This window comes from Pseudochelatococcus lubricantis (assembly GCF_042432495.1).
Lineage (GTDB): Bacteria > Pseudomonadota > Alphaproteobacteria > Rhizobiales > Beijerinckiaceae > Pseudochelatococcus > Pseudochelatococcus lubricantis.
Genome location: NZ_JBHLXC010000006.1, coordinates 388,517 through 402,016 on the forward strand (window position 1 = coordinate 388,517; position 13,500 = coordinate 402,016).

The following is a 13,500-nucleotide window of genomic DNA, read 5'->3' on the forward strand; positions in this document are numbered from 1 at the left end:
GCTTCAACGGGGAGGAGACAATGCAGGTTTACAAGGCTCCCTTGCGGGACATGCGCTTCGTGCTGCACGAGCTGCACGGCAGCGCGGAGCTGACAGCGCTTGAGGGACAGGGCGAGCTGTCCGCCGATCTCATCGACGATGTGCTGGAGCAGGCGGCGAACTTCACCGAAACCGTTCTGCTGCCGCTCAACGCCAGCGGCGATCTGGAAGGCTGCCATTACGAGAACGGCGTGGTGCGCACGCCCCAGGGCTTCCGGCAGGCCTACGACGCCTTCCGCGAGGCCGGCTGGAATGCCGCGGCGAGCGACCCGGCCTATGGCGGACAGGGACTGCCCGCGAGCGTCTACAAGCTCGTCGAGGAAATGATCTGCTCGTCGAACCTGTCGTTCGGTCTTTATCCGGGCCTCACGCATGGCGCCTATCTGGCGTTGAGGTCGCACGGATCGCAAGAGCTGAAGGACGCCTGGCTGCCGAAGATGGTCGAGGGCCGCTGGAGCGGCACGATGTGCCTCACCGAGCCGCATTGCGGCACGGACCTCGGCCTGCTGCGTACCCGCGCCATACCGCAGGGCGACGGCAGCTACAGCATCACCGGCTCGAAGATCTTCATCTCGGCCGGCGAGCACGACCTCACGGAAAACATCGTCCACCTCGTGCTGGCGAGGCTTCCCGACGCGCCGAAGGGCGTCAAGGGCATCAGCCTCTTTCTGGTGCCGAAATTCCAGCAGGATGCCGACGGCAACCCCGGCCCGCGCAACGGCGTGAGCTGCTCCGGCATCGAGCACAAGATGGGCATCAAGGCGTCCGCCACCTGCCAGATCAACTTCGACGCCGCAAAGGGCTGGCTCATCGGCGAGCCGCACAAGGGCATGCGCGCCATGTTCACCATGATGAACAGCGAGCGCGTCTCGGTCGGCACGCAGGGGCTCGGCGTGGCGGAGGCTGCCTATCAAGCAGCCGTCGCCTACGCGCGGGAGCGTCTGCAGGGCCGCTCGCTGGCGGGTGCGAAGTACCCCGACAGGCCCGCCGATCCCATTATCGTCCATCCCGACGTGCGCCGCATGCTGATGACGGCCCGCGCCTATACCGAGGGCTGCCGCGCGCTCTGCGGCTGGGTGGCGCGTGCGCTGGACGAGCACGAGCTGTCGCCGGACCAGCAGGTCCGCACGGCGGCGGAGGACCGCGTGGCGCTGATGACGCCCATCGTCAAGGCGCTGTTCACGGACCTCGGCTTCGAGGTGGCGAACCTCGCGGTGCAGACCTACGGCGGCCACGGCTACATCCGCGAGCACGGCGTCGAGCAATACGTCCGCGATGCCCGCATCGCCCAGATCTACGAAGGCACCAACGGCGTGCAGGCGCTCGATCTCGTCGGCCGCAAGATGTCGTCCAACTTCGGCCGGCCGCTGCGCAGCTTCTTCCATCCCGTGCTCGCCTTCATCGACGCCAATCTGGAGGACGAGGCGCTTGCCGACTTCATCGGCCCGCTCGCCAAGTCCTTCGGCACTCTCCAGCAGGCCACCGCCCACATCGCCGCGAACGGCCTGCGCGATCCCGAGGAGGCCGGCGCCGCCGCCACCGACTACCTTCGCCTCTTCGGCCTCGTGGCGCTGGGCTACATGTGGGCGCGCATGGCGAAGATCGCCGTCGGGAAACGTGAAACCGCCGGCGCCGATGCCGCGTTCTATGAAGCGAAGCTGGTGACCGCCCGCTTCTACATGGAACGCCTGCTGCCGCAGACCGGTGCCTTGTGGTCGGCAATCAGAAGCGGCAAGGCGTCGACGATGGCGCTGGGCGAGGACCGGTTCTAGTTCTTTGATTTTGGCGCGTCTCCATAGACCAGACCGGAGCGCGCTGTGACAGAAGGAGAATCCGCATGGTCGCGACGGAAGAACTCATCGATGCGATCCGCGCGCGCGTCGGCAACGTGGCGCGGATCGGTTACCGCGTCGTGGTGGCGCTGACGGACAACGACGACACCATCACCATCGCCGACGGCGAGGACGGCATCAGCGTCGAGGCGGGCGGCGAGGAGGCCGACACCACCGTGCGGCTGTCCTCCGCCAACCTGCAGAAGCTCATGGACGGCAAGCTCAACCCCCTGGTCGCCTATTCCACGGGCCGCCTGAAGGTCGAAGGGTCGCAGGGCGTCGCCCTCAAGCTCGCCGGCCTGCTGCAGGGAGAAGACTGACCGCACGCCCACGGGGCAAGAAGCGATACGGCCCACCCGCCGTATCGCCACCAACAAGAGCCGCCGACAAGGCGGACGCCAAAAAAACATATAGGGAGGACCATATGAACAAGCCCTCGCGGCTGGCATGCATGCTGGCCGTTTCCTTCTCCTTTACAGGATTTTGTTTGCCGGCTATCGCAGGCTCCTTCGCACTGCGCGAGCAGAGCGCCCGTGGGCTCGGCCTGTCGTTCGCGGGCGTCGGCGCGGGCTCGGGCGGCCTGTCGTCGGCCTTCTGGAATCCGGCGACGATCACCATGAACCCGGGCCTCACCTTTGAGAGCAGCGTCACGCTCGTCGCGCCGCAGTCCACCATCAAGCCCGATCTCTACACGCTCGGCACCGTCAGGGCAGCCGGCGGCGTGCCGCGGGATTCCGGCAACATCAGCCAGGCAGGCGTGCTGCCCGCGAGCACCGCCGCCATCCAGCTGAACGACCGGTTCTGGCTCGGCCTCACCACCAACACGCCCTTCGGCTTCGTCACCAAACCGAATCAGGACTGGGCCGGCCAGGTCTACGGCCGCACGTCGAAGGTGTTCTCCCTCAACGCCACGCCGATCATCGCCTACAAGGTCAACGACTGGCTGTCGCTGGGCGCGGGCATCCAGGTCCAGTATCTCGACGTCACCCTGCGGCAGGCTTCCGGCATCGGCTTCGGCGCGCCCAACGTCTCGCTGGAGGGCGATCACACCGGTGTCGGCTATGTGCTGGGCGCGACGCTCACGCCCGCCGAGGGCACGGTGATCGGCCTCGGCTTCCGTTCCTCCATCCATCACGAGCTGGACGGCTCGCTGCTGCCCCGTCCCGGCGTCTCCGTCCCGGTGCGCGCCAAGGTGAACCTGCCGGAGGTGCTGACGCTCGGCCTGTCGCAGCGCATCGACGAACGCTGGACGCTGCTCGCCGGCGTGGAGTGGACCAACTGGAGCCGGCTGAACCGCGTCGCGGTCGTCAACAAGGTCACCGGCACCCCCGCCACGGCGCTGAAGTTCCAGTACGACGACGGCTGGTTCTTCAGCCTCGGCGCGGAGTACAAGGTCGATGACAGGCTGACCCTGCGCGGCGGCCTGGGCTACGAGCTGTCGCCGATTTCGGACGCGGTGCGCAACGTGCGCATCCCGGATGCCGACCGGCTGTGGACGTCGCTCGGCGCCTCCTACCGGTGGAACGACAAGCTGTCGTTCGATGTTTCCTACGCGCATCTCTTCGTGAAGCCCGCGCCGGTGCGCATCGTGCCCGGCCATCCGGACTACGTGGGCCTGCCCTTCGTGGCGGACCTCAAGCCCTCGGCCGACATCGTCTCCGTCGGCATGCGCTACCGCTGGGACGATCCTGAACAGCCGCTGGCGGTGTTCCGCTAGAAGCGACGCCCCGGCCCGGCACGCGCCCCGGGCCGCAAGGCATCTGTCCAATCTCAGGCTATCTGGGGGAAGCCATGAAACCGATCTGGCTGGATCACTACCCGCCGAACGCGCCGGAGACCATAGATCCCGACCGCTTTCCGTCCATCCCGGCAATGTTCGCGGAAGCCGCCGGACGCTACCGCGACCGCGTCGCTCTGTCGAGTTTCGGCGCATCGATGACCTACGGCACGCTGGACCGCCTCTCCGACGACTTCGCCAGCTATCTCCAAAACGGCCTCGGCCTGCGCGCCGGCACCCGCGTGGCGCTGATGATGCCGAACCTGCTGCAATATCCGGTGGCGCTTCTGGGCATCCTGAAGGCCGGCCTCGTGGTCACGAACGTCAATCCCCTCTACACGGCGCGCGAGCTGAAATCGCAGCTCGTCGACAGCGGCGCCGAGGTCATCGTCGTCAGCAGCCTCGCCGCCGCCACGCTGGCGGAAGTCCGCGCACAGACGCCCGTCGGCACGGTCATCGTCACCGGCATCGGTGATCTGCTGCCCCTGCCGCGCCGCTGGCTCGTGGAGCTGGTCCTGAAGTTCCGCAAGGCCGTCCCGCCTTACGACCTGCCCGGCGCGCGGTCCCTGCGCGAGGCGCTGGCGATCGGCCGCAAGCAGCCGCCGCGCAGGCCGCGCATCCTTGGCGACGATCTGGCGTTCCTGCAGTACACGGGCGGCACCACCGGGCGGGCGAAGGGGGCGATGCTCACCCACCGCAACCTCGTCGCCAATGTCGAGCAGGTTCGCGCCCTCGCCTGCCTCACGGGCGGCGGCAGCGTCATCGTGCCGCTGCCGCTCTACCATATCTTCGCGCTCAACATGCTGCTGCTGTTCATGTCCTACGGCATGACGTCGGTGCTGATCGCCAACCCGCGTGACATCAAGGGCTTCATCCGGACCATCGCCAGGCTGAAGTTCAGGGCGATCATGGGCATCAACACGCTCTACAACGCCATGCTGAACCACCCGGATTTCGGCCGGATCGACTTCAGCGGCCTGCGCTATGCCATCGCCGGCGGCGCCTCGACGCAGGAAGCCGTGGCGCGGCGCTGGCGCGAGCGCACGGGCGTGCCCATCATCGAAGGCTACGGCCTCACCGAGACGTCGCCCGTCGTCACCTTCAGCCCGGTGGTCGACGGCCATGAATTCGATGGCAGCGTCGGCCTGCCGCTGCCCTCCATGGAGATCAGCCTGCGCGACGATCTGGGCGAGGAGGTCGCGCCGGGGAAGGAAGGCGAGCTGTGGGTGCGCGGCCCCAACGTCATGCGCGGCTACTGGAACGCGCCGGAGGAGACCGACCGCGCCCTCACCGCCGACGGCTGGCTGAAGACCGGCGACATCGCCCGCCTCACGGACAACGGCCGCGTCGTGCTGGTCGACCGCAAGAAGGACATGATCCTGGTTTCCGGCTTCAATGTCTACCCGGCGGAGATCGAGGACGTCGTCGCGGGCCATCCCGGCGTTTCGGAAGTCGCCGTCGTCGGCGTGCCGGACAAGGCGACCGGCGAGGCGGTCCGGGCCTTTGTGGTGCGCAAGGACCCGAACCTGACGGAGGAGGATATCGTCAAGTATTGCAGGCAGTTCCTCACCGCCTACAAGACGCCGCGCTCCATCGTCTTCCGCGATGCCCTGCCCCGGAGCAACGTCGGCAAGGTCCTGCGCCGGGCGCTGCGAGAGGAGGGCTGATCACCGTGCCTGCTCCCGGCGGCGCGACCACCACGACAGTGCGCTGAAGCCGTAGGAAGCGACGAGGATCGCCATGAACAGCCATTGCAGCGGTCCCGGCGTGCTCGCCGCCGTGGCGACGGCCGAGAGCACGCCTGCCGTCGCCGTGGCGGATTCCGCCGTCAGCAGCCCCTGCGGCGGCACGGAAGCCGCCACCGGCGCGGACGACACGAACGCGCCCGCGGCCCACAGGCCCGCCTCCGCCGCCCGGCGGTTGACCAGCCCCTGCACCCGTCGCCCGCCGGCGTGGACCCAGCGGGCGAGCTGCGCGGGCACGCTGTTGTAGTCGCCGCCGTTGAGCAGCTTCACCAGCGTCGAGCCGGCAAAGGCCGCTTCCCCCACGTTGAACGCGAACGACACCAGCGCGCCGAACTGGTTGTCGGACAGCGGCACGCCGACGGCCTTTTCCACCGCCGCCTCGAAGCGGGCGAGATCGCGCCGCAGCAGCGCTTCCGCCTGCTCGCGCGTGATGGTCCGGCCGGCGCGCGCCTCCGCGCCCGTGTGGCCGTAGCCTATGGTCCACACACCGCCCGCGTCGCGATAGGCGGTCAGCCGCAGCCCCTCCCATTGCCTGATGCGGTCGATGACGAGGTCCGTTACCTTGCGGGCCATGCTGGCCTCCATGTTCGTTTGATGAAGAAGTTCAGCCACAAAAAAGCCGCCCCGGAGGGCGGCATTGCATCCGGTTCCCGGCGTTAAAGCGTTTTCAAGCAAAAATGCGCTACGGCCATCTCATTTTCTGGATCTGGCCGCCCTGCCCGCCGGCGACGAACTGGCCGCCGGCGTAGACGAGGCTCCGGATATCGCCCGTTTGCGCCCCGGCGTCCGCCTGCCAGGTGATTCCGTCCGCGCTCCGCTGGAGCGCGCCGCTGTCTCCGCCCGCGACGAACAGGCCGCCGCCGTGGGCGAGCGCGTGGATGTCGCTCGTGTGGGCGCCGGGCCGGCGCGTCCACTTCTTGCCGTTAGTGCCCGTTTGCGTGACGCCGCCGTCGCCCACGGCCACGAACACGCCGCCGACATAGGCCATGGCGCGCACCGCGCTGACGCCGAAGTCGTCGCCGGGCATCCAGAAAATGCCGTCGGTACTCGTCTGGAACCGCCCGCCGCCGCATCCGGCCACGAACAGGCTGCCGGTATAATCGGTATAGATCAGCGCGTAGGCGTTGGCGGCGTAGTGGCCGGCGCGGGCCGCCCAGTACACGCCGTCCCAGCTCGTATACATCGTGCCGCCGTCGCCGCCGGCCACGAACAGGCCATTGCCGTAGGCGACGCTCCACATGCCGCCGGCGGCCTCTTCCGGCGTCCCGTGCGACGCCCAGCCGATGCCGTCCGGGCTGGTGTATATCTGGCACTTGTCGCCCACGGCCACGAACTGGCCCTTGCCATGGGTCACGCTGCGCAGGTCGCCGGCGGTGCCGCTGCTGCGCAGCGTCCAGTTGGCGCCGTCAGTGCTCGTCTGGATCGTGTCGCCGTCCCCCACCGCCACGAACAGTCCGTTGACGTGGATGACGGAGCGGATCGTGCGCGGCGACGCCGAGGCATACGCCTTCCACACGCCCGGCGGCTCCGGCTTTGCCGTCTCTCCCATCAGCATGGGATGCAGGCCCAGCATCATGTTCCCCTCCTACGCCGCGAAGCCGCCGAGCACCGTGTAGGCCACGACGCCCGGCGCGATGACGAGAAACGTCACGAGGTCGGCCGCATTCGTGTCCGCGCTGAATGCGCTGCCGCCCCCGGCCGGCCGCCAGTGAGCGCCGAACGACGGCACCGCGCCTGCGGCTGTGCGCGTTACCCAGATGCTGCCAGATTGCCCCGGCCGCGCGTTGGCGGGGTTGGCGACGGTGCGGCTGTCCGGCAGCGCGAGCGTGAAATTGAGACCCGCCGCCAGATCGATGGCGACCGTCTCACCGGTGGCATCGAGCGCCACCGGCGCGTTGGCGTCCGCAATTCCCTTTCCCGTGGCGAAGGCTGCGTCGTCTGCGCCGGCCAGCAGCGCGCCGGCGCTCGCGGGCGCGGGCAGCGCCGAAGCGTCCGCCTTTCCGCCCAGTGCCGCGTCGAGACCCGTCACGTCCGACAACGGATGCAGGTGCTCCGCGGGCGGAAATGCGGCGGGCTTTCCGGTCAGCATCTCCCACGTCGGCGCGGAAGGGGTCGTGCCCGGATGCTCGGCGATCGCCCCGGCAATCGCCTCCAGTGCGGTGGTCAGGCTCGTCATCGTGTCGTCTCCGGATGATAGCAGCGCGCCGGTGGTGTCGTCGAAGTAGGCGAGCGCGCCCGCGAGCGTCGTCGCCGGCCCGGCGATCCTGCCCGCTTGCGCGAGTGCCTCGCCGAGGCCGGCGATTTCCGCCATGCCGTGGTCGTGCGTGGCGGGCGGATAGGCTTCCGGCCGGCCGGCGATCGCGTCCCACGTCACCGCCGGCTCGAATGCGCCGATGGACGCCGTCACGAAGGCCGTTGTCGCGAGTTGCCCGCCGTTCGCGCCCGGCTCCGCCGTCGGCGCGGTCGGCACGCCGGTGAAGGTCGGCGAGTCGAGCGGCGCTTTCGCGGCCAGCGCTGCGTCGAGACCCGTCACCTGCGCCGTGTCGTGCGCGTGCGCAGCGGGTGGAAAGCTCTGCGGCACGTCCGCGATGCCAGCCCACGCCACCGCGTCCGCGGCGGCGGCCACGTCGACCTTGCCGTCGCCGTCCGCGTCGTAGACGGCCTTTTTCATGTCGCCCTGTCCCGCCGGCTGCGGGCGGTTTTCCCACACCTCCCCGTCGAAGACGAGGGTATGGCCTTCCGCGGCGTTCTCGACAGCGACGGAATAGCCGCCGATGCCGCTGTTGCCCACACCGCCCGGTCCCTGAGGGCCGGGGATCAGGATTTCGACCACCGTCGCGCAGTCGTTGTCACACATCGTCAGCATCTCCTCCTTCGCCCGTGGTTCCGGCACCGATGACGAAGCCCGTCAGCAGCGTGCGCCGTTCGCCCTCCGCCACCTCGCGCACGAGCCGGTAGGTGGCGACGCGCCCTTCGGGAATGGCGCGCGTCTCGACGGGCTCCGGCCGCCAGGCGACCGTGCCGGCACGCGCGTCGACGGCAAGCCCTCCGTTGCCGGAACGGCGCACCAGCCCGCCGCCAGGCCACTCCACGGCGAGTGTGATGTCACTTTCGGCAAGGTCGAGCAGGCGCGTCGCGCCTGTCTGCGACAGCGTCCTGAAACGCAGGACGATGGTGGCGCTGTCGCCGCGCCGCAGGTGGAAATCGTGGCGCGGAACGCGCCCCTTCGCACAGCTCAAGGCAGTCTCCCGTCCGTCAGTACCAGGCATAGAAAATCTTGTCGGCGGCCGCGTCGTAGACGCAGTCGAAGGTGTTGCCCTGCCCCGCTCCGGTGCGCAGCGCAGGCACGCTGCCGGAGAGCGGCGCATAGGCCGCGTTCAGCGTCAGCGTCGTCGCCGCGCTGTTGATGACACGCAGCAGGAAGCGCACGCCGTCCGTGAGATTGGTCGGTTTTCCCAGCGTCCGCGTGCCGCTCGCCGTCAGGCGGAATTTGTCGCCGGCCGCCGCGTCGATGGCGACGGTCGCGGCGTCCGTCAGCGTCACCCACGCGCGCGGCGCGATGCCTTGCGAGAACGTCGCCCGCCCCGTCGCGCGGTCGATGCGCAGCGCCTCGCGCCATGTCGCGCCGTCCGCCGAGACCTTGACCTGCAGGTCGTCGCTGCCGATCAGCCCCATCTCCGCCCGGCCCGACCAGTTGCGCTGGAAGAGCAGCGAGAGCACGTTCGCCGCCGCTTCCTTGTTGAATGTGTAGCGCAGGTCGCCGGTGCCTCCCTCGGCCACTGTCCTCGCCGTCCACAACGCCTTGCCGATCTTCGCCGCGAACGGGTTTTCGGCGTCCGCCTGCGTGCCGAGCCCGAACAGCGTCAGGTTCTGCAACGCCCCTCCACCCGCGCCGAGCGCCAACCAGCCGGCGTCGGCCTTGACGCAGAGCGCCCCCTCGTCGCGCACGTACGCCCGCCAGCCGGTTTGCGGCACGTGGAAGCGCCAGACGCCGTCCTGCCACACGGCGACATGGCCGTCCTCGCCCGCCCATGCACCCGACGCGCCGGCCGCCACGATATAGCGGTCGCCGTCGGCGGGGCCGGGAGGCGGCGCGGCGAGATCCCGGTCGATGACCTCCAGATGCAGCAGCGCGTCGAGCTTCAGCAACGCCTCGTTGTGGGTGACGTGTTTCTGCGCCTGCGCCGCCGCCAGCAGCGGCAGCCGCAGTTTCGTCGTCTCGCTCATGGTGGGATATCCTTTCAGAGAACCTTCAACGTGGCCCGCGCCGCAAAGCCACGCCCGACCGTCGCGCCGAGCTGGAACGCCGCGACGCCGATCGCGCCCTGCGCGGAGCCGAAATCCGCGAGTTCCTGCGCCGCCGGATAGAGCGCCGGCGACGCCGTGGCGAAGAGCGTGCGTTTCACGGTGTCGCCGGCGAGAATGTCGATCTCGTAGGCTTCGATCGCCTCCGCCAGCGGCACCTCCGCGAGTTCCCAGCTGTCGCCGCCTGTCCGCGCGCGGCGGATGAAACCGATGGCGATCCCGTCCGCCGTGCGGCGGGCGGAAAGATGCACCGGCGCCAGCGGCTTCAGCGCCTGCGCCGTCGCGGCGGCCGTGACTTCCACGACCATCGGCCCGGCATGATCACCGGAAGCCGGCCCGATGCGATAGCGCCACGGCCGCCCGATCTCGCCCGCATCCGTCGTCAGCGGCACCAGCGCGGAATCGAGCACGACGACCGCCGCCCCGCCCGCCACGGTGCGCGCCGCCTCCGCTTCGGAGCCGCCCAGCCCCCGCAGCAGCCGCGACAGCCGCACCGTATTCGCCGCCACCAGTTCCGCGCGCGCCGCGCAGAGAATTTCCCAGCGTCCGTCCGCGCCCTGCACGGCGACAGCGTTGCCGCCCGCCAGCGCGGCCGCGTCGTCGAGGCTGGTGAGCAGTCCGCCGCGCAGCCGCACGTCGACGCTGTTGCCCATATCCCATCGCCAGAGCGGCCCCGGCCCGAGCGGCGTCAGCGTCTCGCCCGCGATGGCGCGCAGCTCCGCGACGGCATGCAGCGCGAAGCCGCCGCCATCGCCCGCGCGCCAGATCGCCTCGCGCCCCGGCCACGGATCGGCGAACACCGCCATCGCCTGCAGCGGCGCGGGCTCACCGGTCGCGAGCGGCAGGTCGAGCACGGTGACGGCGGGCGGCCCCGGCAGTTGCGGGACGGCGGGCAGCGGGCGCGGCAGCGTCGGCACGGCGTCCCGCTGCAGCGAAGGCTCCACGGCATGCGCCTCCACCTGCCGCACCGCCCCGTCCGTGATGCGGGAAACGCGGAACGGCCGCGTCTCCCCGCCGACCGGCAGCGCGATGACATCGCCGGGCTCCAGCCTCACCTGCCGCGTGGAAAGCGCGAAGGCGGCCGTCTCGCGCCCCACCCACAGCGCCTGCAATCCCGTATCGGCCAGATGCTGCGCCAGCCCTGCCCGCAGCACCGCCGCCAGCTCCCGCCCTTCCGAGCGCCGGCTGCCCGTCGCGACACGGCGCGAGACGGCGGCGGAGCGGCGATAGTCGCGGTCGCCGTCCGTGTAGCCGAGCCTGATCTCGCCTGGCAGATCCGTTTCCTGCGCCCGCCGCAGCGTGATGCCCGCGCCCTCCCCGTCCGGCACGATCTCGCTCGCCGCCAGCGCGACGGCGGCAGGCCCCGCGTTGGCGCGGAAGCGCACCGCCCCGCCGCTCGCCACGGCATGGAAGCCGAAGGCGCTCGCCAGCGGCTCCAGCACCTGCCTGGCCGACATGGGCCGGTCGATGACATAGCCGTCGAGTTCCCCGTCGAGCATGACGTCGGCGGCCGGCAGGCCCCAGTCGGCGATCACCGCCGCGACGAGGCCGTCCAGCGTCAGCCCGTCGAGCCGCCCGGTAAGCCAGTGCCCCGTCTCCCAGTTGCCGCCGTCGCGCCACACGTCGGTCAGCGCCGGAAAGGCCGGATAGGGCCGCGCGTCCCACGTCCATACATACACGCGGTCAGCCGGCACCATCGGCAACCCGTCGCGCGGCGAGAGCGGATTGGCCGCCGTCCCGCCGGAGCCGTAGGCATCGAGCAGCGCCGTCAGCCCCCGGTTCTGGATCAGGTCGTCGCGCGTGCCGCGCGAGAACGGCGGATAGGCCGATTCCGAGGATTTCGGATCGGGAAACACGTTCGGCCCGTTGGTACCGCGGTCGACCGCCGGAATGCCGATCTCGGTCAGCCACACGTGCTTGCCGCACGGCACCCATGCGGTCGCGCCCGTTTCGACGCCGTCGACGCGCTCCACGTGCGCATTGCCCCACCAGCCGGCGATGTTCTTCTGGCGGAATATCCACGGCTTGCCATGAGCGCCATCCGTGATAGGCAGGCGCTGCTGCGCCGCCCGCCCGGCGGTGTCGGCGTAATACCAATCGAAGCCCTCGCCCGCCGTCACCCGGCGCCTGAGGTAGTCGAGATCGTGGACGGACTCCGCTTCCCGCGCGTCGGCATGGCCGGTGCCGTCGCGCCAGTCCGAGAGCGGCGCGTAGAAGTCGATGCCCACCGCGTCGATGTTCGCGTCCGCCCACAGCGGATCGAGCGGGAAGCGCACTTCCCGCCCGCCGTCGCGCACATGCGCGCCGTATTCCGTCCAGTCCGCCGCGTAGGTGATGGCGGTGCCCGCACCGAGGATGGCGCGCGCCTCCGCCGCGAGCGCCACGAGTTCCGCGACGGCCGGATAGACGCCGGGCGCCGCGCGCACGCGCGTCAGCCCCACGAGTTCCGAGCCGATGACGAAGGCATCCACGCCGCCGGCCTCCGCCGCGAGCGTTGCGTAATGGCGCACCAGCCGCCGCAGGCCCCGGCCGTCCGCCGCGCCGAAGACCCGCTTCACCTGCGCCGCCGCTTCCGCTGTGCCATCAACCGTGCCGGCGCGGTCGGGCGCGGGATCGCAGGTGATGCGCCCCCGCCAGGGATAGGGCGGCTGTCCGGCCGCGCCCGTGTACGGATCGGGGAGGGCATTGCCGGGCGGCACGTCCATCATGACGAAGGGATAGAGCGTCACCGCCCAGCCGCGCGCCTTCGCCTCCGCGATGATCGCCCTCACCGAGGCGTCGGAAGGCGTGCCGCCATAGGCCGGCGCGCCGTCCACGCTGCTCACCGTCCGCGCCTGCGCCCGTGTCAAACCGGCCACGGACCATTCGCCGCCGTGGGTTTCCTTTGCCGCATGCTCGACTCGCGGCGTGATCGTGCAATGCCCCGCGCGCAGGTCGTCGCCGAACCAGCTCGCGACGATCGCCACCCGTTCCAGGTTCGGGCAGACGGCCGCGAGCGCATCGAAGGAGGCGAGCACATCCGCCTCCCGCTCGCGCTGGTGCCGGTTTTCGGAAACGCTCACCCCCGGCGCGCCCAGCCGCACCACCGCCGCCGTGTCGTAGGCGAACTCGGACGCGCCGGGAATCACCTCGACGGCCCTGATCCGCGCCCCGAGCCCGTTCGCCGGCCGCACCACCTCGAACGAGAACTGCGGCACGCGGTTGCCGTATTCCGCGAGCGGCAGGCGCTCGAACACCACATAGGCGAGGCCGCGATAGGCGGGCGCATTCGCCTCGCCCTCCTTGGCCACGATCAGGTGGTCCGGCTGCTGGTCTTCCGTGCCCCTGTAGACGCGGAAGGCGATTTCGGGATCGAGTTCCTGCCCGTCTGCCCACACGCGCCGCACCTGCGCGATCTCGCCCTCGCACAGGCCGATGGCAAGGTTGGCATAGTAGGAATAGGTGGTCGTGACGGTCGTCTGCCTTTTAGCGCCGCCGCCCTTGCCGCCGCGCGCGCTGCTGCGCGTCACCTCGTGCTCGACGTTCTCCTCGAACCGCGTCGCCCAGATGAGCTGCCCGCCGATACGCGCCCGCCCGTAGACGCGCGGCACCGGCGCTCCCTCCGTCGAGGTCAGCCCGTCCATGTCGGCCAGGCGCGGCCCCTCGCGGTATTGCGTGCCGCCGCCCTGCGCGAACAGCGTGCTGTCGATCATCGCCCCGGCGAGTCCGCCGAGCGCCCGCCCGGCAATCGCCCCCACGGGTCCGCCGACGAGCCCGCCGACGGCGGCCCCCGCCACCTGCAACACAAGCGTCGCCATCCGCG

The 13,500-nt window shown here is 70.3% G+C and carries 10 protein-coding genes; 4 read left to right on the forward strand and 6 right to left on the reverse strand.

The window, feature by feature from the left end:
- Positions 1–20 precede the first annotated feature (20 nt).
- From ACFFJ7_RS12540 to ACFFJ7_RS12555, 4 genes are all read left to right on the forward strand, one after another.
- Positions 21–1,811, forward strand: coding sequence for an acyl-CoA dehydrogenase C-terminal domain-containing protein (locus ACFFJ7_RS12540; protein ID WP_377592725.1), 1,791 nt, complete (start codon positions 21–23; stop codon positions 1,809–1,811).
- A gap of 65 nt (positions 1,812–1,876) precedes the next feature.
- Positions 1,877–2,191 carry an SCP2 sterol-binding domain-containing protein gene (locus tag ACFFJ7_RS12545; RefSeq protein ID WP_166950691.1) on the forward strand — a complete coding sequence of 105 codons (315 nt, stop codon included), beginning with the start codon at positions 1,877–1,879 and terminating at the stop codon, positions 2,189–2,191.
- Positions 2,192–2,295: 104 nt separating this feature from the next.
- Positions 2,296–3,588, forward strand: coding sequence for an OmpP1/FadL family transporter (locus ACFFJ7_RS12550; protein ID WP_377592729.1), 1,293 nt, complete (start codon positions 2,296–2,298; stop codon positions 3,586–3,588).
- A gap of 74 nt (positions 3,589–3,662) precedes the next feature.
- The gene (locus ACFFJ7_RS12555) at positions 3,663–5,315 is read left to right on the forward strand and encodes an AMP-binding protein (RefSeq protein WP_377592731.1); all 1,653 of its coding nucleotides are present in this window, start codon (positions 3,663–3,665) and stop codon (positions 5,313–5,315) included.
- On the opposite strand, the gene ACFFJ7_RS12560 is transcribed toward ACFFJ7_RS12555, so the two are convergent.
- From ACFFJ7_RS12560 to ACFFJ7_RS12585, 6 genes are all read right to left on the reverse strand, one after another.
- Positions 5,316–5,966, reverse strand: coding sequence for a lysozyme (locus tag ACFFJ7_RS12560; protein WP_377592733.1), 651 nt, complete (start codon positions 5,964–5,966; stop codon positions 5,316–5,318).
- Positions 5,967–6,075: 109 nt separating this feature from the next.
- Positions 6,076–6,969, reverse strand: coding sequence for a hypothetical protein (locus ACFFJ7_RS12565; RefSeq protein WP_377592735.1), 894 nt, complete (start codon positions 6,967–6,969; stop codon positions 6,076–6,078).
- A gap of 9 nt (positions 6,970–6,978) precedes the next feature.
- Positions 6,979–8,250 carry a hypothetical protein gene (locus ACFFJ7_RS12570; RefSeq protein WP_377592737.1) on the reverse strand — a complete coding sequence of 424 codons (1,272 nt, stop codon included), beginning with the start codon at positions 8,248–8,250 and terminating at the stop codon, positions 6,979–6,981.
- Positions 8,243–8,632: a hypothetical protein gene (locus ACFFJ7_RS12575; protein ID WP_377592739.1), complete on the reverse strand. Its 390-nt coding sequence runs from the start codon at positions 8,630–8,632 to the stop codon at positions 8,243–8,245. Before ACFFJ7_RS12575 ends, ACFFJ7_RS12570 begins: the two co-directional genes overlap by 8 nt.
- Positions 8,633–8,648: 16 nt before the next feature.
- Positions 8,649–9,620 (reverse strand): DUF2793 domain-containing protein, encoded by a 972-nt coding sequence (locus ACFFJ7_RS12580; RefSeq protein WP_377592742.1) that lies wholly within the window; start codon positions 9,618–9,620, stop codon positions 8,649–8,651.
- Between the two features lie 14 nt (positions 9,621–9,634).
- Positions 9,635–13,495 carry a baseplate multidomain protein megatron gene (locus tag ACFFJ7_RS12585; RefSeq protein WP_377592744.1) on the reverse strand — a complete coding sequence of 1,287 codons (3,861 nt, stop codon included), beginning with the start codon at positions 13,493–13,495 and terminating at the stop codon, positions 9,635–9,637.
- Positions 13,496–13,500: the final 5 nt, after the last annotated feature.